Consider the following 17,914-nt stretch of genomic DNA (forward strand, 5'->3'; position numbering starts at 1 on the left):
GTTCCCGCCACCTTATCCGAAATAACCGGAATAAAGGGCGGTATTGCCGTCCGGTCGGCCCGTCAGGGCAACAGTGACGGACCTTCGCTACACGAGCGCCACACCAGGATTGCGGGCGTCGGACGGCGTCTTGTAAGTTTGCTACAGAATCACTGGGCGTGCGGCTCTGCCCGCGTTCCCAGCCACCCAGGAGGAGCACGTGTCCGAACCGCTGCCAGGGCCGAGTCTGGTCATCACCCCGCAGGAGATGGCCGGCCGCACCGGTCGCTACGAGAAGAGGCTGTCCGATCTCGACGGACTGTTCGCCGACGAGGCCGCGTTCGCCGCGCGCCTGGCGACCGAGGCCGACCGGGTCATCTACCACGTCGACGAGTTCCGTCCGTCGACCGCGACCGGCGACCTCATCACCGGCATCTCCACGCTGTCGCCGGGACGCGTCGGGCGCGAGTTCCACATGACCCGCGGGCACATCCACGCCCGGCACGACCGCACCGAGATCTACCACTGCCTGTCCGGGCACGGCCTCATGCTCATGGAGACCCTCGACGGCCAGACCGTGGTGACCGAGCTGCGGCCCGGCGTCGTGGCCTACGTCCCGCCGGTGCACATCCACCGCAGCGTCAACCTCGGTGACACCGACCTCGTCACGCTCTTCTGCTACCCCGCCGACGCCGGCCAGGACTACGACATCATCGCCCGCTCCGGCGGCATGCGGCACCGCGCCGTCGCCGACGGGGACGGATGGCGTCTGGAGGAGAACCGTGGCTATGTCCCCCGTTGACCTCACGTCGCTGGCCCGCATGGTGGACATCAGCGCCGTCCAGGCCCAGCACGGACGCGCCGACGTCGAGGAACTCGCGCGCCACGCCCTCGCCGGCGACTTCGTCGCCGCGCACGTGCTGCCGTCGTGGGTCCCGGTCCTGCGTCCCCTGCTCGCCGGCTCGCGCACGAACACCGGATCACCGGTCGGCTTCCCGTCCGGCGGCACGGCCACCGAGGTCAAGACGACCGAGGCGCGCTGGCTGCTCGACGCCGGGGTGCAGGAGATGGACGTCGTGATGAACGTCGGCCTGGTCCGCTCCGGTGAGCTGGCCGCCGCCACCCGCGACGTCGCCGCGGTGCTCGACGCGGTCGGCGGACGCGTACCGGTGAAGGTCATCCTCGAGGTCGGCCTGCTCGACGAGCGGCAACTGCGCGACGCGGCCCGGGCGGCGGTGGACGCCGGCGCGGAGTCGCTCAAGACCGGCACCGGCTGGCAGGGCGTCGCGACCACGCCCGCGCACGTGCGGGTCATCCGCGAGGTGGCCGGCCCGGACCGCGAGATCAAGGCCTCCGGCGGGATCCGGTCGCTGGAGCAGGTGCGCGCCCTGCTCGCCAGTGGCGCCACACGGTTCGGCATCAACACCGCCCACGCCGTCCGGCTGGTGTCCGAGGCGCGGGAGGCGAGCCGGTGACGCCTGACGACCTGCGGCCCGCGAAGCGGCCCACCATGTACTTCATCGGTGTCACCACCGGCTCCTCGGCCATCCACCGGGTGTTCGCCGCGTGGCGGCCCGTCCTCGGCCTGCACGACGTCGACCTGGTTGGCATCGACGTGCCGGTCGGCGCGCCGCCGGCCGTCTACCGGCGGGTGGTGGAGCACCTGCGCGACGACGAGCACTCCCGCGGCGCGCTCGTCACCACCCACAAGCTCGACCTGTACGCGGCCTGCCACGACCTGTTCGGCACGGTCAACGAGGACGCCGCGCGGCTCCGCGAGGTCAGCGCCCTCGTCGCCCGCGACGGGAACGTGGACGGGCTCGCCCTCGACCCGATCACCAGCCAGCTGGCCCTGCACGCCCTCGTCCCACGGCTGGCCGGCCGCGACGTGCTCGTCATGGGCGCCGGCGGCGCCGCCCTGGCCCTGTGCGACTCCCTCGCCTACCGGGCGGGCGACGAGTCGCCGGAGCGCGTCGTCATCACGGACATCTCCGCCGACCGGCTCGCCGCCATCACCGAGGACGTCGCGGGCGGCGACGCCTCCATCACGTGGCAGAGCCACCTGCTCGCGCCCACGGCGACCCACGACGACCTGCTCGCCGACCTCGCCCCGGGCGCCCTGGTCGTCAACGCGACCGGCATGGGCAAGGACCGACCCGGCTCGCCGCTGACCGACGCCGCGGTCTTCCCGCGGGGTGGATACGCCTGGGACTTCAACTACCGGGGCGAACTCACGTTCCTGCGCCAGGCCCGGGTCCGGGCCGCCGAGGACCAGCTCACCGTCGAGGACGGCTGGCGGTACTTCGTCCACGGCTGGACCCGGGCCATCGACGCCGTGTTCGGCCTCGGCATCCCCACCTCCGGGCCGGGCTTCGCGCGCCTCTACGACGCCGCGCAGGAGGTGCGATGACGGTACGCGCACGCTGGCTCGGGCAGGCCGGCTTCTGGCTCACCGCGGCGACCGGCGACGGGGACGCCCACCTGCTCGTCGACCCGTACCTGTCCGACTCGCTGGCCGACAAGTACGCCGGAACCCTCTTCCCGCACGTCCGGATGCGACCGGCGCCGGTGGCCGTCGCGGACCTTCCGGCCCTGCGCGCCGTGCTGTGCTCGCACGCGCACACCGACCACATGGACCCCGGCACCCTGACCCCGCTCATGGCGGCCCAACCGGACCTCCGCCTGGCCTGCCCCCGGGCGGTCCTGTCCGAGGCGCTGGCCCGGTCCGGCGCCGCGGCGTCCCGCGTGGACGGGCTCGCCGACGGCGACCGGGTCGAGTACGGGCCCTTCGCGGTCACGGCGGTGCCGGCGGCGCACGAGGAACGCTGGCGGGACGCCCACGGCGACGACCACTTCCTCGGCTACGTCGTCGAGGTCGGTGGCACGCGCGTCTACCACTCCGGCGACTGCACCCCCTGGGCCGGGCAGGTCGAACGGCTGCGGGACCTCGCCGTCGACGTGGCGCTGCTGCCGGTCAACGGGCGCGACGCCCACCGCCTCGCCCACGGGGTGCCCGGCAACTTCACCTTCGCCGAGGCGGTCGCGCTGTGTGCGGGGGCCGGGATCCGCACGCTCGTGCCACATCATTGGGGCATGTTCGACTTCAACACGGTCGACCCCGCGGGGTTCGACTTCGCCCTCGCCGCCCGCCGCGGCGTCACCGTCCGGGTGCCGGAACACGGCGGCGTTCTCGACCTGGCGGTGCCGCGATGAGCGACGGACCGGTGCTGGAACGCATCAACCGGGGGCTGCCGACGCTGCGCCGCTCCGAGCGCAAGGTCGCCGACGTCGTCCTGGCCGACCCGCACAAGGTCGTGCCGATGACGCTCGCCGAACTCGCCGAGGCCGCCGGGGTCAGCCAGCCGACCATCGTCCGGTTCGCCAACGCCATCGGCTGCGACGGGTTCCACGACTTCCGGATCCAGCTGGCGCAGAGCGTGGCGCTGGGCATCCCCGCCACCCAGTCGGTCATCCAGGCGCAGGACGACACCGGCACCACGGTCAGCAAGATATTCGACTTCTCCATCACGTCGCTGGACCACGTACGCCGCCACCTCGACCTCGCGGCGATCGACGCGGCAGTGGCAGCCCTCGCGGCGTCGACACACATCGTCTTCGTGGGCCTGGGCGCCTCCGGCATCGTGGCGATGGACGCCGAGCAGAAGTTCCCCCTCTTCGGTGTCCCGTGCTCGGCCCCGGTCGACGCCCACCAGCAGTTCCTGGCCGCGTCCACGAGCGGACCGTCCACGGCGTTCGTGGCGATCTCGAACACCGGCCGCACGGTGTCCATCCTGGACACCGTGCGGGTCGCCCGCGAGCGCGGTGCGGTGGTCATCGGCATCACCGGCGACCGGTCACCGCTGGCGGAGCTGAGCACCATCCCCCTGGTCGTGGAATCGCTGGACAACACGGACGTCTACACCCCGACGATCTCCCGGCTGGCCCAGCTCGTGGTCATCGACGTCCTCGCCACGATGGTGCTGCTGCGCCGCGACGCCTCCGCGCTGGAGGACATCCGGACGATGAAGACACGGTTGGCGACGATGCGGTCCGGGCTGCACCACGAGGCCGTGCGCGACCCGAACCGGCCGGGGCGGCCATGACCGACGTCGTCCTCGCCCTCGACCTCGGCACCGGCGGCGGCAAGGCCGCGCTCGTCGACGCCGACGCCCGGGTCGTCCGCAGCACCTTCGTCCCCTACCCCACCAGCTATCCGGCCCCGGGCCGGCACGAGCAGCGCCCCGAGGACTGGTGGGCCGCCGTGGTCCGCTCCTGCCGTGACCTGCTCGACGCCGACGCCGGCCGGCACCGGGTGACCGCCGTCGGGCTGTCCGGCCACAGCCTCGCCATGGTGCCGGTCGGCGCCGACGGCTCGGCGCTGCTGGACTCGGTGCCGATCTGGTCGGACACGCGGGGCGAGGCGGCCGCGGCCGCCCACTTCGCCGCCGGTGGTGAGGACGAGTGGTACACGACGACCGGCAACGGGTTCCCGCGCGGCATGTACACGGTGTTCAAGGCCGGCTGGCTGCGCGCCGAGCACCCGGACCTCGCCGCGCGCACCACCCGGCTGCTGGGGAGCAAGGACTGGGTGAACGCCCGGCTCACCGGTGTCGAGTGCACCGACCCGAGCTACGCCTCGGGCAGCGGCGCGTACGACCTTCGGGCCCGGACGATGTCGGCGGACCTGCTGGCCAGGTTCGACGTGCCGGCCCGTTGGTGGCCGGAGGTCGTCGCGTCGACCACGGTGATCGGGACGGTCACCGCCGAGGCCGCCGCCGCCACGGGGCTGCCCGCGGGGGTGCCGGTCGTCGCCGGCGGCGTCGACAACTCGTGCATGGCGCTCGGCGCGGGACTCGACCGGGCCGGGGCGGCCTACCTGTCCCTCGGGTCGTCCAACTGGGTCACCGTGGCCGGGCCGGACCCGGTCCTCGATCCGGTCACCCGGCCGTTCGTCTTCGACCACGTCCTGCCCGGCCTGTACATCTCCGCGCTGTCGACCTTCGGGGGCGGCAGCAGCCTCCAGTGGCTCGCGACCCTCCTCGGCCGTGGCGACGACATCGACGCCCTGCTCGACGAGGCGGCCGCCGCGCCGGTCGGCGCGAACGGCCTCACCTGCGTGCCCACCCTGGCCGGCGGGACGGTCGCCGAGGGCGGGCCCGCCGTCCGCGGCGCCTTCCTCGGGCTGGACCTCGGGCACTCGCACGGCGACCTGGCGCGGGCCCTCATCGAGGGCATCGGGTTCAGCCTCGCCGACGCCGCCGCGACCATGCTCGCCGCCGTGCCCGCGCACCCGGCCGGTGAACGGCCCGCCGTCACCGCCACCGGCGGCGGCGCCCGCGGGAGGCTCATGTTGCAGGTCCTCGCGGACCTCCTCGACCGTCCACTGGCGCGCCCCGACGCCGCCCAGCACGCGGCCGCGCTCGGCGCCGGGGCCCTCGCCCTGCTCGGGATCGGCGCGTGGTCGGACACCGCCCCGCTCCGCGAGGCCCGGCGGGAGGCCCTGCGGGTCGACCCGCGACCGGACCTCGCCGACGCCTACGCGCTGCCCCGCCTCCGCTTCGACGCCGCGCGGGACGCCACCCGCCGCCACGCCGCCGCGACCTCCACCCCCGACGACCACCGTATCTAGGAGCTGTCCATGCCCCTCGCCGATCCCCGACCCATCCTCGCCGCCGCCCGCGCCGCCGGGCACGGCGTCGGCGCCTTCAACACGACCCTGCTGGAGCACGCCGAGGCCATCGTCGCCGGCGCCGAGGCCGCCCGCTCCCCCGTCGTGGTGCAGATCAGCGAGAACGCCGTCCGCTACCACGGCGGGCTCCGGCCGATCGCCCTCGCCACCCTCGCGCTCGCCGAGTCGGCGACCGTTCCCGTGGTGGTCCACCTCGACCACGCCGAGGACGTGGACCTGGTCCACCAGGCGGTCGACCTCGGGTTCACGTCCGTGATGTTCGACGGTTCCCGGCTGCCCGACGACAAGAACCGGGCCACCACCCGCGACGTCGTCGCGCACTGCCACGCCCACGGGGTCGCGGTCGAGGCGGAACTCGGCGAGATCGGCGGGAAGGACGGTGTGCACGCGCCGGGCGTACGGACCGACCCGGAGGAGGCCCGCCGGTTCTGGACGGACACCGGCGTCGACGCGCTCGCCGTGGCAGTCGGCACCTCCCACGCGATGGCCGACCGGACGGCGGTGGTCGACCTGGACCTGGTGTCGGCGATCGCCGCGCGGCTGCCCGCTCCCCTGGTGCTGCACGGGTCGTCCGGCGTCGACGACGCCACCCTGCGGAAGGTGGTGGGGCGCGGCATGACGAAGATCAACATCGCGACGCACCTCAACAAGGTGTTCACCCGCGAGGTGCGTGCCCGGTTGGAGGCCGACCCGGCGCTGCTGGACGCCCGCCGGTACGTCGCGCCGGCGCGCGAGGCGATGGCGGCCGAGGTCGAGCGACTCATCCGGCTGCTCGGCCCGGAACCGGCGGCGGTCGCGCCGTGACCGGCCCCCGCGTCCTGGTGACCCCGCGGTCGATGTCGGCGGGCCGCTCACCCGCCGTCGACCGGCTGAAGGCCGCCGGCTACACCGTCGTCACCCCCGCACCGGGCCGGCAGCCGACCCGGGAGGACCTGCTCGCCGCCGTGCCCGGCGTCGTCGGCTGGGTCGCCGGTGTGGAGCCCATCGACGCGCAGGTGCTGGCACACGCCGACACGCTGCGGGTCATCAGCCGCAACGGTGCGGGCTGCGACGCCATCGACATGGCGGCGGCCGCCGCCTCCGGGGTGCGGGTGCTGACCGCCCGGGGTGCGAACGCCCAGGGGGTCGCCGAACTCGCCCTCGCCCTCACCCTGGCCGGCCTGCGCGGGCTGCCCGAGGCCGCGGCGGCGCTGCGCGCCGGGCAGTGGCGGCGCACCACCGGACGCGAGGCCGCCGGCCGCACGCTCGGCGTGGTCGGCTTCGGCGCGATCGGGCGTCGGCTCGCCCACCTGGCGGCCGGGCTCGGGATGCGGGTGGTCGCGCACGACCCGTTCGTGCGCGACGCCGGGGACGTGCCGCTGCTACCGCTGCACGACCTGCTGCGGACCAGCGAGGTCGTGTCGCTGCACGTCCCGCCGTCGCCCGACGGTCCGCTGCTCGGCGCGCCCGAACTCGCCCTGCTCCGCGACGACGCCGTCCTGCTGAACACCGCACGGTCCACCCTGGTCGACGAGGACGCCCTGCTGGCCGAGCTGGACTCCGGCCGCATCGCCCTCTACACCGTCGACGCCTTCGACCGGGAGCCGCCCGCGCCGTCGGCCCTGCTCGCCCACCCGCGGGTGCTGCCCACCCCGCACCTGGGCGCCGCGACGGCCGAGAGCGTACGGCGGGCCTCCGACGCCGCCGTGGACAACCTGCTGGCCGCCCTCGCGGACGAGCGCGGCCAGCAGGGGACGGAGGCGTCCGGCGGGTCGTGACGGTCAGGGCGCCTCGGCCGTCACCTCGTCGGCGGCGCGGCGCACGTCGTCGAGCAGGATCTCCATGTCCCGGCGGGTCGTGCGGTAGTTGAGCACACAGCCGCGCAGGGCGAACCGGCCGTTGACGCTCGCGTTGGACAGGTAGGAGCTGCCGGCCCGCTGCAGCGCGACCATGATGCGCTCGTTGAGGCGGTCGATCGCCTCCTCGTCGGCGGCCGACCGCGAGCCCGTGCGGGCGGACGGTGGCAGGTAGCGGAAGCAGAAGATGGACAGTCCCGGCGGGGCGAGCATCTCGAAGTCGGCGCTGGCGTCGACGAGCTCGGCGAGGTGCCGGGCGCAGTCGAGGTTGCCCTCGATCGCGTCCCCGACCGCCCGCGACCCGGCGTGGGCCAGGGTCATCCAGACCTTGAGCGCGCGGAAGCGCCGGGACAGGTCCGGGCCGTAGTCCCAGAAGGCGAAGGCCTCGGCGGGGTCGGTCTGCGTCACCCGGGTGTAGTCGGCGTCCAGGGTGAAGGCGGCCCGGGCCGCCTCGGGGTCGCGGTAGATGAGGCAGCCGCAGTCGGCGGGCAGGTACAGCCACTTGTGCGGGTCGAGGGAGATCGAGTCGGCCTCGGCCAGGCCGTCGAAGAGCGGGCGCGCCGAGGGCGCCAGCCGGGCGAAGCCCCCGTAGCAGGCGTCGACGTGCATCCACAGCCCGTACCGCCGGGCGACCGCCGCGATGTCGGCAAGCGGGTCGACGGCGCCGGTGACCACGGTGCCGGCGTTCGCCACGACGCAGAACGGCTCCGCCCCGGCGGCGCGGTCCTCCTCGATGGCTCGGACGAGGGCGTCGACGTCCATCCGGAAGCCGGCGTCCACCGGGATCTCCCGGACGTTGGCGCGCCCGATGCCGAGCAGGGCGGCGGCCTTGTGGATGGAGTGGTGGGTCTCGGTGGAGGTGTAGACCCGCAGCGGCGCGGGATGGGCGGCCGCGCCGTGGGCGGCGACCTCCGCGCCGCAGTGGCGGTGCCGGGCCGCCGCGAGGGCGGTGAAGTTGGCCATCGACCCACCACTGGTGAACAGGCCGCCGGCGCCGGGGTCGCAGCCCAGCGCCTCCTTGATCCAGTCGATGGCGACGTGCTCCAGCTCGACCGGGGCGGGCGCGGACCGCCACGCGGGCAGGTTCGCGTTCAGCGCCGAGGCGAGGAGGTCGGCCACGGCCGCGACCGCCGTGCCGGGCGCGGAGACGTAGCCGAAGAAGCGCGGATGCCCGTTGTGCCGGCTGCCGGGCACGACCACGTCCCGGAACACCGCCAGCAGCTCGGTGAAGTCGCGACCCTCGGCGGGCAGCGGCTCGGCGAGCACCTCCCGCAGGGCGGCGGCGGACGCCTGGGGCGCGATCGGCAGGTCGCGGACCGCCTCGTGGTAGGCGGCCATCCAGTCGACCGCCTGGGCGCCCATCTCGCGGATCCGCTCCGGGGAGGGGTCCAGGGCGGAGTCGGCATCCCGCGCCACGGGTGAGATCGATGTCATGGCCGGAGGATAGTGCGATCACGGTTCCGGCGGTGCCCCGCCGGCCGCCGGCCGGCGGCCGGGGCGCGCGGCCCGGCCGCCGGGTCTCGGCGCGGCCGCCACGTCGGTGCCCGGGCGGCCTACACCGAGGCCGGGGACTCGACGGCCGGCTCCTGCGGCATGCGCGCGGCGACCGCGATGACGGTCACCAGCGGCACGAGCAGCAGCGCCGGCGCCCACGCGGGCTGGTGCAGCGCCACGAGCGCGCCCACGGCGGCGCCGCACATGAGGGCCAGCAGGATCTCGGCCTTGGGGCGCAGGCGATGCCACGGGCTCCGCGCGGCGACGCCGCCGATGAGGCTCGTGAGGGTGCCGGTGAGGTAGGTCGACGACAGGCCGGGCACACCGAACCGCTGGATGGCGCTGCTCTGCACGCCGAGCGCCGCCGCCGACAGCATCAGGAGCGTGAGGTCGACGCGTTCGGAGTGGTCGGGCAGGTTGACCTCCCAGACGACGAGGAACGCCAGGAACACCAGGAGTTCCAGGCCGAGCGCCGTGGTGACGCGGCGGGGCCACACCGGGTCGTCGGGGCGGGCCGCGCCGGCGACGCGGGCGCCCGCGAGCACGCCCGCGATGAAGCTGACGATGGCGCTCCCGGCGGTCACCGCGAGCTCGGCGTTCCCCCGGCCCGCCGAGAGGCCCAGCAGGACCATGTTGCCCGTCATGACGCTGGAGAAGGCGCCACCGAGGGCGAGGAAACCGACGGCGTCGGCGGCGCCGGTCAGGAACGTGAGCACGACGACGAGGGCGTGCCGGCGCCGCAGGAGGCGGGCGTCCCGCGCCGTCGCGCCCCCCACGGGTACGACGGATGGCTCTGATCTCGGCACTGTCGGCCATCCCTTCACAAATTGTTCTTCGTATACACTTTGCCCGGAACTTCGGGAGAGGCGGTCAGGTTGGCGGAAGACCTGCGGGACAAGCTCGGCGCACGACACCTGCCGCTACGCGATCAGGTCCTCACGGCGCTACGGGCCGCCATCATCGACGGCGACTACCTTCCCGGTGAGCGGTTGACCGAGGACCGGCTCGCCGAGGACTTCGGCGTGTCCCGCAACCCCGTCCGGGAGGCGTTGCGCGTCGCCGAGGCGGAGGGGTTCGTGGTGATCCTGCCGCGGCGCGGAGCGGTGGTCGCCTCGCCGAGCAGCGGGACCATCGCGGACATGTTCGCCGTCCGCGAGCGGCTGGAGTCGCTGGCCGCCCGGCTGGCGGCGGAGCGGGCCACGGCCGCCGACGTGGCCGCCCTGCGGGCCCTGCTGGAGCAGGGCCGCGAGGCGACGGAGAAGCAGGACCTGCGCCGGGTCGCCGAACTGAACAGCGCCCTGCACCTGCGGATCCTCCAGATCAGCGGAAACCCGTGGCTGTCGTCGATCGCCAAGGCGCTGTACCTCCACGTGCAGTGGGTCTTCCGGCTGGGCGCCGCCGAACGGGCGCCGCACTCGTGGGCCGAGCACATCCAGTTGGTCGACGCCATCGAGTCCGGCGACGGCGACCGCGCCGAGCGGGCGGCCCTCGCCCACCTCGACGCGGCGTCCGCGGCGGCCTTCGAGAACGCCGAGGGCGGCTACGGCACCGTGGACGGTCACCGGCCGCAGGCGTAGCCCTGCATGCCCCGCGGGTTGGCCCCGGCGGCGAGCACGCCGGTGGCCGGGTCGCGGGTCACCGCGCAGAGCCGGCCGAGACTCCACGGGTCCGCGAGCCGCACCTCGTGCCCGTACGACCGCAGCGCCGCCCGCACGTCCTCGCCCACGCGGTCCTCGACGACGAGGACGCCGGGCTCGAACCCGCGCGGGTAGAACGAGGCCGGCAGGCTCGCCGTGTGCCACATGGGGGCGTCGATGGCCTCCTGCAGCGACTGGCCGCCCGCGAGGTGGCGCAGGAGGAACACCAGCTGCCACTGGTCCTGCTGGTCACCGCCGGGCGTGCCGCACGCCATGACCGGCTCGCCGTCGCGGTGCACCATCGTGGGGCTCAGCGTGGTGCGCGGGCGGCGGCCGGGCGCGAGCGACGAGGCGAGCCCCTCCTCCAGCCAGAGCATCTGCAACCGGCTGCCGAGCGGGAAGCCGAGGTCCGGGATTGTGGGGGAACTCTGCAGCCAGCCGCCGCTCGGCGTCGCGGAGATCATGTTTCCCCAGCGGTCGACCACGTCGACGTGGCAGGTGTCGCCGCGGGTCACGCCGTCCGCGCGTACGGTGGGCTCCCCCGTCGTCGGGTCGGTCGACCCGGCCCGTTCCTCGGCGCCGTGCCGGACGTGGGCCGGCAGGCGGGGGTCGGCCCCCTCGGGGCGCCCCGGCCGCAGCCGCGTCGAGGCCCGGTCGCCGATGAGCGCCGCCCGCTCCCGCGCGTACTCCGGGGAGAGCAGCGCCTTGGCGGGCACGGGGACGTCGCCGTACCAGGCCTCACGGTCGGCGAAGGCGAGCTTGAGCGCCTCGGCCTGGGCGTGGATGCCGGCCGCCGTCCCCGGGTCGTACGCCGCCGGGTCGCCCAGCGCGTCGAGGACGGCGAGCGTCTCCAGCAGCACCGGCCCCTGCCCCCAGAACCCGGTCTTCGCCACCGTCCAGCCGTTCCAGTCGAGCGTGACCGGCTCCTCCCAGGTGGCCGAGTAGGCGGCCATGTCGGCGCCGGTCACGAGGCCCGCGTGCGGGGTGCCACTGGAGTCCTGGAACGGCTGCCGGCTGAACCGGTCGACCGCCTCGGCCACGAATCCCTCCCGCCAGGCGCGGCGGGCCGCCTCGATCTGCGCCTCCCGGTCGCCGCCGGCGGCCCGCCCGGCGTCGACCAGTCCCCGCAGGGTCCGCGCGTACGCCGGGTTGGTGAACAGCTCGCCCGCGGCGGGGGGCCGCCCGCCGCGCAGCCAGAGCTGCGCGGAGGTGGGCCAGTGTTCCTCGAACAGGTCCTGCACCGACGCGACGGTCGCGCCGACCCGGCCGACCAGCGGGTGGCCGGCGCCGGCGTAGCCGATCGCCGGTTCCAGCACCTCGGCCAGCGGGAACGTGCCGTGGTCGCGCAGCAGCAGGAGCCAGGCGTCGACGGCGCCGGGCACGGCCGCCGCGAGGGGGCCGGCGCCGGGGATGAGGTCCATGCCGAGGGACCGGAAGTGCGCGATGGTGGCGCCGGCCGGCGCCGGTCCCTGCCCGCAGAGCACCTTCGGCGCCGGGTCGGCGGCGGTCGCCACGATGGCGGGCACCTCCCCGGCCGGCCCGTTGAGGTGCGGTTCGACGACGTGCAGGACGAACCCGGCGGTGACCGCGGCGTCGAAGGCGTTGCCGCCGCGTTCGAGGATGCCCATGGCCGCCTGGCTGGCGAGCCAGTGGGTCGAGGACACCATCCCGAACGTGCCCTGCAGGGTCGGCCTCGTGGTGAACATCATGAGAGCACCTCACTCGTGTCGGCGGCCCGGACGTCGGGTCGCGTGCCGTCCGGCCGGACCAGGTGGCAGGCGGCCATGCCGTCGCCGTACCCGATCTGCGCCGGCACCTCGGTCGCGCACCGGTCGAACGCGAGCGGGCACCGGGTGCGGAAGCGGCAGCCGGACGGCGGGTCCAGTGCCGAGGGCAGGTCGTCGCCGAGCAGCACCTGCTGGCGTTCCCGCTGGCGGACCGGGTCGGCCACCGGCGCCGCCGACAGCAGCGCCTGCGTGTAGGGGTGGGCCGGACGCGTGAAGATCTGCTCGCGGGAGCCCGTCTCGACGAGCTGGCCGAGGTACATGACGGCGATGTCGTCGGCCAGGTACTCCACGGCGGACAGGTCGTGGGTGATGAACAGGCAGGCGAACCCGATGTCCCGCTGCAGGTCGGCGAGGAGGTTGAGCACGGACGCCTGGACGGACACGTCGAGCGCGCTCGTGGGTTCGTCCGCGATGAGCAGCATGGGCTCGGAGATCAGGGCGCGGGCGATGCTGACCCGCTGGCGCTGGCCGCCGGAGAGCTCGTGGGGGTAGCGGCGGGCCACCTCGGCCCGCAGGCCCACCCGGCCGAGTTCCGCGGCGACGCGGGCGTCCCGGTCGCGCCGCGACATCCGGGTGCGGGACAGCCGCAACGGCTCGGCCACGATGTCGCCGACGAGCATGCGCGGGTCCAGCGAGCCGGCGGGGTCCTGGAAGACGATCGAGACGCGGCTGCGGTGCCGGCGCAGCTGCCGCCGGGGCAGGTGGGTGACGTCCGTCCCGGCGATGCGGACCACGCCCGCGGTGGGCTCCACGAGCCGGACGACGCACCGGCCCACGGTGGACTTCCCGGAGCCGCTCTCCCCCACCAGCGCCGTGACCCGGCCCCGGGGGATGGTGAGGGAGACGCCGTCCACGGCACGGACCGGCCCGAAGTGCATCACGAGGTCCTCGAGTTCGAGGGCGTGTGGTTCCGCCGTCATGGGGTCGTCTCCTCCGGCTGCGTCCGGGGCGTCGGGCAGGGGTGCCAGCAGGCGGCGAGGTGGTCGGCCGCCGTGGACCCGACGGGTTCCAGGGGCGGCGCGGCCGACCGGCACCGCGCGTCGGCGGCCGGGCAGCGGTCGGCGAACGTGCACGCGTCGGGCTGGCTGGACAGCACGGGCACGAGACCGGGGATCTCCTGCAACCGCTGGCTGCCGGCGTGCACGCCGGGCGTCGGCGACGCCGACAGGAGCCCGGCCGTGTACCGGTGGCGGGGGTGCGCGAACAGGTCGGTGACCGGCGCCCGTTCCACGATCCGCCCGGCGTACATGACCACGACCCGGTCGGCCACGTCGGCGATGACACCGAGGTCGTGCGTGATGATCAGGATCGTGGTGCCGAGCCGGTCGCGCAGGTCGCGCAGCACCTTCAGGATCCCCGCCTGGACGGTGACGTCCAGGGCCGTGGTGGGCTCGTCGGCCACCAGCACCTTGGGGCCGCACGCCACCGCCATCGCGATCATCACGCGCTGGCGCATGCCGCCGGAGAGTTGGTGGGGATAGTTGTCGACCCGGGTCGCGGGCGACGGGATGCCGACGAGGGAGAGCAGTTCGACGGCGCGGGCCCGCGCGGCCCGCCGGGACATCCGCTCGTGGACCTGCAACGCCTCGCCGATCTGCCGGCCCACCGTGAGCACCGGGTTCAGGGAGGTCATCGGCTCCTGGAAGATGTACGCGATCTCCTTGCCGCGGACGCGGCGCAGCACCGACTCCCGCGTACCGACCAGTTCGGTGCCCTCCAGGCGCACGGAGCCGGAGACCCGGGCGCTGTCGGGGAGCAGCCCGGCGAGGCTCATGGCCGTGACGCTCTTCCCGCAGCCGGACTCGCCGACGAGGCCGACGATCTCGCCGGGGGCGAGGTCGAGGGTCACCCGGTCGACGGCCGAGACGGAGCCGCCCTCCGTGCGGAACGACACGCAGAGGTCGCGTACCTCCAGCACGGGCGCGCCGGTGGTCGCGGCCGCCGCGCCGGCGGCCTGCACGACGGTCATCACCGGTCTCCCTTCGGGTCGAGGGCGTCCCGGAGCGCGTCGCCGAAGACGTTGAACGCGAGCGCCAGCCCCATGATCACCACGCCGGGCAGGACGGCGGCCCACGGGGCCCGGGCGGCGAACTGCTGGGCGGTGGCCAGCATGGTGCCGAGGCTGGGCGCCGGAGGCTGGATGCCCAGCCCCAGGAACGACAGCACCGCCTCGCCGAGGATCGCGGCCGGGACCGCGACCGTGGCCTGCACGAGGATCACCGACGTGGCGTTGGGCAGGACGTGCCGGGCGAGGACCCACAGGTCGCTGGCGCCGTCCACGACGGCGGCGGCCACGAAGTCCAGCGACTTGAGCCGCAGGGTGTCCGAGCGCACCACGCGGATGACCCCGGGGATCTGCGCGATCCCGATGGCCACGGCCGCGTTGGTCAGGCTGGCGCCCCGGATGGCCGCCAGGCCCACCGCCATGATCAGGAACGGGAACGCGAGCAGCAGGTCGGTCAGGCGGGAGATCACGGCGTCCCAGGCCCGGAAGTAGCCCGCGGCGAGGCCGAGCGGCACGCCGACGACCAGGGACGTGGCGACCGCCAGCAGCGCCACCTGGAGGGACGCCCGGGCGCCGAGCATGATCCGGGAGAGCACGTCGCGGCCCAGGTCGTCGGTCCCCAGCACGTGGCCCGGGGTGCCCGGCGGGGCGAACGTGTGGGCGAAGTCGGTCTGCTCGACCGCGTAGGGCGCGATCCACGGCGACAGCACGGCGACGACCGCCACGAGCGCCAGCACGACGAAGCTCACGACGGCGAGCGGGTTGCGTCGCAGCCGCCGCAGGACGCGGGCCCGGCGGGTGGTGCCGGCCGGCGTGGCCTCCGCCATGGGTACGGTGAGGACGGTCATGCGGCACCACCCGCCACCCGGATGCGCGGGTCGATGACCGAGTAGAGCAGGTCGACCAGGAAGTTGATGACGATGTACGCGGTCGCCGTGAGCAGGACGACCGCCTGGATCACCGGGTAGTCCCGCTGGAACACGGCGTCGATGGTCATCTTGCCGAAGCCGGGCAGCCCGAAGATCTGCTCGGTGACGACGGCCCCCGAGATCAGGCCCCCGAGCTGGAGACCCACGATCGTCACCACCACGATGAGGCTGTTGCGCAGGGCGTGCCGGCTGATGACGGCACGCGGCCGCAGCCCCTTCGCCTTCGCGGTGCGCACGTAGTCGGAGGAGAGCGAGTCGAGCATGGCCGACCGGGTCTGCCGCATGATGATGGCGGCGAGTCCGGTGCCGAGGATGACGGCGGGGAGCACGAGGTGGTGCAGGTTGCCCACCGGATCGTCCCCCAGCGGCACGAACCCGGAGGCCGGGAAGAGGCCGGTGGCCACGGAGAGGTAGAGGATCGCGAGCAGCCCGAGCCAGAAGTGCGGCACGGACAGGCCGACCAGCGCCAGCCCGTTGGCCAGCCACTCGGCGGGGCGCCCGCGGCGGACGGCCGCGAGCACCCCGGCGCCGACGCCGAGCGCCGTGGCGATGAGGATCGCCAGGACGGACAGCTCAACCGTCACGGGCAGGGCGGTGGTGAGCATCGACGACACCGGCACGCCGGTGCGGATCGACTCCCCGAAGTCGCCCTGCGCCACGCGTCCGAGGTAGCGGGCGAACTGCAGGGGCAGCGGCTGGTCGAGCCCGTAGTGGTGGCGGATGGCCGCCAGCGCCTCCGGCGACCGGTCCTCCCCCGCCAGGGCGAGGGCCGGGTCCCCGGGGAGCGCCCGCACCCCGAGGAACACGACGACCGTCGACAGCAGCAGGGTCAGCGCCGACTGCCAGGCGCGGGTGATCAGATACCGGGACATCGACAACCTACTTGGCGAACCCGGCGAAGGCCGCGCGGATCACGCCGTCCGGGAAGACCTGGAGCCCGAGGACCGACTTGGAGACGGCCGTCAGGTTCCGCTGCCGGTAGAGGTAGATGAGCGCGTCGTCCTGCTGGAGGATCGTGACGGCCTGCCCGTACAGCTTGCGGCGCTCGTCGAGGTCGTTGGACTGCCGGGCCCGGGTCAGCACGTCGTCGAGCTGCGGGTTGCTGTAGCCGGCGACGTTCTGGCTCCCGCCGGTGCCCACGAAGTTGGTGATGTTGGCGTCCGGGTCGATCCGTCCACTCCAGCCGAGTTGCAGCAGCTCGAAGTTGCCGCGGTCCTGCTCGTCGAGGAGGGACGAGTACTCCACCGGGTTGATCTTCAGGTCGAAGCCGCCCTCCTTCACCATGGACTGCAGCGCCTGGGCGAACCGCAGCGTCTCCGGCGTGTTCGACGCGAGCATCGTCACCTGGTACGGCGTCTGCACCCCGGCCTCGGCGAGCAGTTGCTTGGCCTTGGCGGGGTCGTGCGGCGGGCAGGCCTGCGCCTCGGGGGACGAGAACGAGCTCGCGGGTGAGATCGGGGAGCACGCCTCGGCGTGGATGCCGTTGAACACCGCCTGGACGAGCGTCTTGCGGTCGATGGCGTACTCGAAGGCCTGCCGGACCTTGGCGTCGCGGGCGATGGGACGGTCGATGGGCTTGGGCGGGGTGCCGACGCCGTCGACGTTGCCGACGTTGAACGTGAGTCCCTGGTAGCCGAGAGACTGCGACTGCAGGACGGTGACCGACGGGTCCTGCCGCAGCGCGGCGACGTCCTGCGTGGAGACGGTGTCGGCGACCTGGGCGTCGCCGGAGCGCAGGTTGGCGGCGCGGATGCTCGCGTCGGTGAGGATCCGCCAGGTGATGCCGTCGAGGTGCACCTTGTCCGCCTCGTAGTAGTTCGGGTCCCGGACGACCTCGATCGAGTTCTGCGGCACCCGCTTGGCGAACTTGAACGGCCCGACGCAGACCGGGGCGGAGGCGAAGTCGTCGCCGAGGCTGGACAGGGCCTTCGGACTCATGATCATGCCGGCCCGGTCGGCGAGGGCGCCGACGAGGGGCGCGAAGGGCTGCTTCAGGCGGACGACCACGGTGTGCGGGTCCGGCGTGTCGACGGACTCGACGGGCCCGAGTTCGCTCTTGCGCGCGGACCGGGCGTTGGTGAGGTGGCGCTGGAGGGTGGTCCGCACCGCGGCGGCGTCGAACTGCGTGCCGTCGGCGAAGCGTACGCCCTCGCGCAGCGGGATCGTCACCGTCTTCCCGTCGTCGCTCACCGTCGGCAGCGCGGTCGCCAACTGGGGTACGACCTGCGCCTTCTCGTCCACGTCGTAGAGCTTCTGGCACATCGCCTGGAAGACGTAGCGCGAGTAGAGGCTGCGCGACAGGGTCGGATCCAGCGCGTCGGGCTCCGCGGAGAGCGCGATGACCAGTGTTCCGCCCTTCTTCACGGCGGCGGGGTCCGCCGGCGTACCGACGTTGTCCTGGCCGGCGCCCTGCGTGTCGCCGGGCTGGTCGCCACCGTCGCTCTCGGACACGGGTGAGCAGGCGGCGACGGCGCAGACGGCGGCGACGGCCGCCACGGCGACACCGAGTGGACGGCGTCGGCGGGGGGTCGGTTCGCGGAAGAAGAGGTTCATCATCGA

Annotated in this window: 17 protein-coding genes; 9 read left to right on the forward strand and 8 right to left on the reverse strand. The window is 74.2% G+C overall.

The features are described 5' to 3' along the window. Positions 1 to 199 precede the first annotated feature (199 nt). Genes OG994_RS09685 through OG994_RS09720 form a run of 8 tightly spaced genes read left to right on the forward strand, consistent with a single transcriptional unit; the run spans position 200 to position 7,425 of the window. Positions 200 to 781: a glucose-6-phosphate isomerase family protein gene (locus OG994_RS09685; RefSeq protein ID WP_204985198.1), complete on the forward strand. Its 582-nt coding sequence runs from the start codon at positions 200 to 202 to the stop codon at positions 779 to 781. Further along, a complete protein-coding gene (deoC, locus tag OG994_RS09690) occupies positions 768 to 1,454 on the forward strand; it encodes a deoxyribose-phosphate aldolase (protein WP_328852900.1) in 687 nt (228 codons plus the stop codon). Before OG994_RS09685 ends, deoC begins: the two co-directional genes overlap by 14 nt. Then, positions 1,451 to 2,389 carry a shikimate dehydrogenase family protein gene (locus OG994_RS09695; protein ID WP_328852901.1) on the forward strand — a complete coding sequence of 313 codons (939 nt, stop codon included), beginning with the start codon at positions 1,451 to 1,453 and terminating at the stop codon, positions 2,387 to 2,389. Before deoC ends, OG994_RS09695 begins: the two co-directional genes overlap by 4 nt. Further along, positions 2,386 to 3,192: an MBL fold metallo-hydrolase gene (locus OG994_RS09700; RefSeq protein ID WP_328852902.1), complete on the forward strand. Its 807-nt coding sequence runs from the start codon at positions 2,386 to 2,388 to the stop codon at positions 3,190 to 3,192. The genes OG994_RS09695 and OG994_RS09700 overlap by 4 nt, the downstream gene beginning before the upstream one ends. Continuing rightward, positions 3,189 to 4,082, forward strand: a complete 894-nt coding sequence (locus OG994_RS09705; RefSeq protein ID WP_120329231.1) for an SIS domain-containing protein — start codon at positions 3,189 to 3,191, stop codon at positions 4,080 to 4,082. The genes OG994_RS09700 and OG994_RS09705 overlap by 4 nt, the downstream gene beginning before the upstream one ends. After that, on the forward strand, positions 4,079 to 5,608 hold the full coding sequence (locus OG994_RS09710; protein ID WP_328852903.1) for a xylulokinase: 1,530 nt from the start codon (positions 4,079 to 4,081) through the stop codon (positions 5,606 to 5,608). Before OG994_RS09705 ends, OG994_RS09710 begins: the two co-directional genes overlap by 4 nt. Positions 5,609 to 5,617: 9 nt before the next feature. Beyond that, entirely contained in the window at positions 5,618 to 6,472 is an 855-nt protein-coding gene (locus OG994_RS09715) for a class II fructose-bisphosphate aldolase (protein ID WP_328852904.1), read from the forward strand. After that, the gene (locus tag OG994_RS09720) at positions 6,469 to 7,425 is read left to right on the forward strand and encodes an NAD(P)-dependent oxidoreductase (RefSeq protein WP_328852905.1); all 957 of its coding nucleotides are present in this window, start codon (positions 6,469 to 6,471) and stop codon (positions 7,423 to 7,425) included. The genes OG994_RS09715 and OG994_RS09720 overlap by 4 nt, the downstream gene beginning before the upstream one ends. A gap of 3 nt (positions 7,426 to 7,428) precedes the next feature. Here OG994_RS09720 and OG994_RS09725 read toward each other — a convergent pair whose 3' ends face one another. Both OG994_RS09725 and OG994_RS09730 read right to left on the reverse strand, forming a co-directional pair. After that, positions 7,429 to 8,937, reverse strand: coding sequence for a pyridoxal phosphate-dependent decarboxylase family protein (locus tag OG994_RS09725; protein WP_328852906.1), 1,509 nt, complete (start codon positions 8,935 to 8,937; stop codon positions 7,429 to 7,431). A gap of 119 nt (positions 8,938 to 9,056) precedes the next feature. Then, positions 9,057 to 9,773: a YoaK family protein gene (locus OG994_RS09730; RefSeq protein ID WP_158610105.1), complete on the reverse strand. Its 717-nt coding sequence runs from the start codon at positions 9,771 to 9,773 to the stop codon at positions 9,057 to 9,059. A gap of 99 nt (positions 9,774 to 9,872) precedes the next feature. Between OG994_RS09730 and OG994_RS09735 the strand changes: the two genes are divergently transcribed. Beyond that, a complete protein-coding gene (locus OG994_RS09735; RefSeq protein WP_158610106.1) occupies positions 9,873 to 10,574 on the forward strand; it encodes a GntR family transcriptional regulator in 702 nt (233 codons plus the stop codon). Here OG994_RS09735 and OG994_RS09740 read toward each other — a convergent pair. From OG994_RS09740 to OG994_RS09765, 6 genes are read right to left on the reverse strand one after another with little or no spacing between them, the layout of a single operon-like run. Then, entirely contained in the window at positions 10,556 to 12,343 is a 1,788-nt protein-coding gene (locus tag OG994_RS09740) for a gamma-glutamyltransferase family protein (RefSeq protein ID WP_328852907.1), read from the reverse strand. The genes OG994_RS09735 and OG994_RS09740 overlap by 19 nt on opposite strands. Further along, complete coding sequence (locus OG994_RS09745; protein WP_120329238.1) at positions 12,340 to 13,341, reverse strand: ABC transporter ATP-binding protein; 1,002 nt, start codon at positions 13,339 to 13,341, stop codon at positions 12,340 to 12,342. The genes OG994_RS09740 and OG994_RS09745 overlap by 4 nt, the downstream gene beginning before the upstream one ends. Beyond that, positions 13,338 to 14,390, reverse strand: a complete 1,053-nt coding sequence (locus tag OG994_RS09750) for an ABC transporter ATP-binding protein (RefSeq protein ID WP_120329239.1) — start codon at positions 14,388 to 14,390, stop codon at positions 13,338 to 13,340. Before OG994_RS09750 ends, OG994_RS09745 begins: the two co-directional genes overlap by 4 nt. Further along, a complete protein-coding gene (locus tag OG994_RS09755) occupies positions 14,390 to 15,274 on the reverse strand; it encodes an ABC transporter permease (protein WP_120329240.1) in 885 nt (294 codons plus the stop codon). Before OG994_RS09755 ends, OG994_RS09750 begins: the two co-directional genes overlap by 1 nt. Further along, on the reverse strand, positions 15,271 to 16,227 hold the full coding sequence (locus OG994_RS09760; protein WP_120329241.1) for an ABC transporter permease: 957 nt from the start codon (positions 16,225 to 16,227) through the stop codon (positions 15,271 to 15,273). The genes OG994_RS09755 and OG994_RS09760 overlap by 4 nt, the downstream gene beginning before the upstream one ends. A 7-nt stretch (positions 16,228 to 16,234) precedes the next feature. Further along, a complete protein-coding gene (locus OG994_RS09765; RefSeq protein WP_328852908.1) occupies positions 16,235 to 17,911 on the reverse strand; it encodes an ABC transporter substrate-binding protein in 1,677 nt (558 codons plus the stop codon). Between the last annotated feature and the right edge of the window lie 3 nt (positions 17,912 to 17,914).

The sequence above is a fragment of the Micromonospora globbae genome (assembly GCF_036184225.1).
GTDB classification, from domain to species: domain Bacteria; phylum Actinomycetota; class Actinomycetes; order Mycobacteriales; family Micromonosporaceae; genus Micromonospora; species Micromonospora globbae.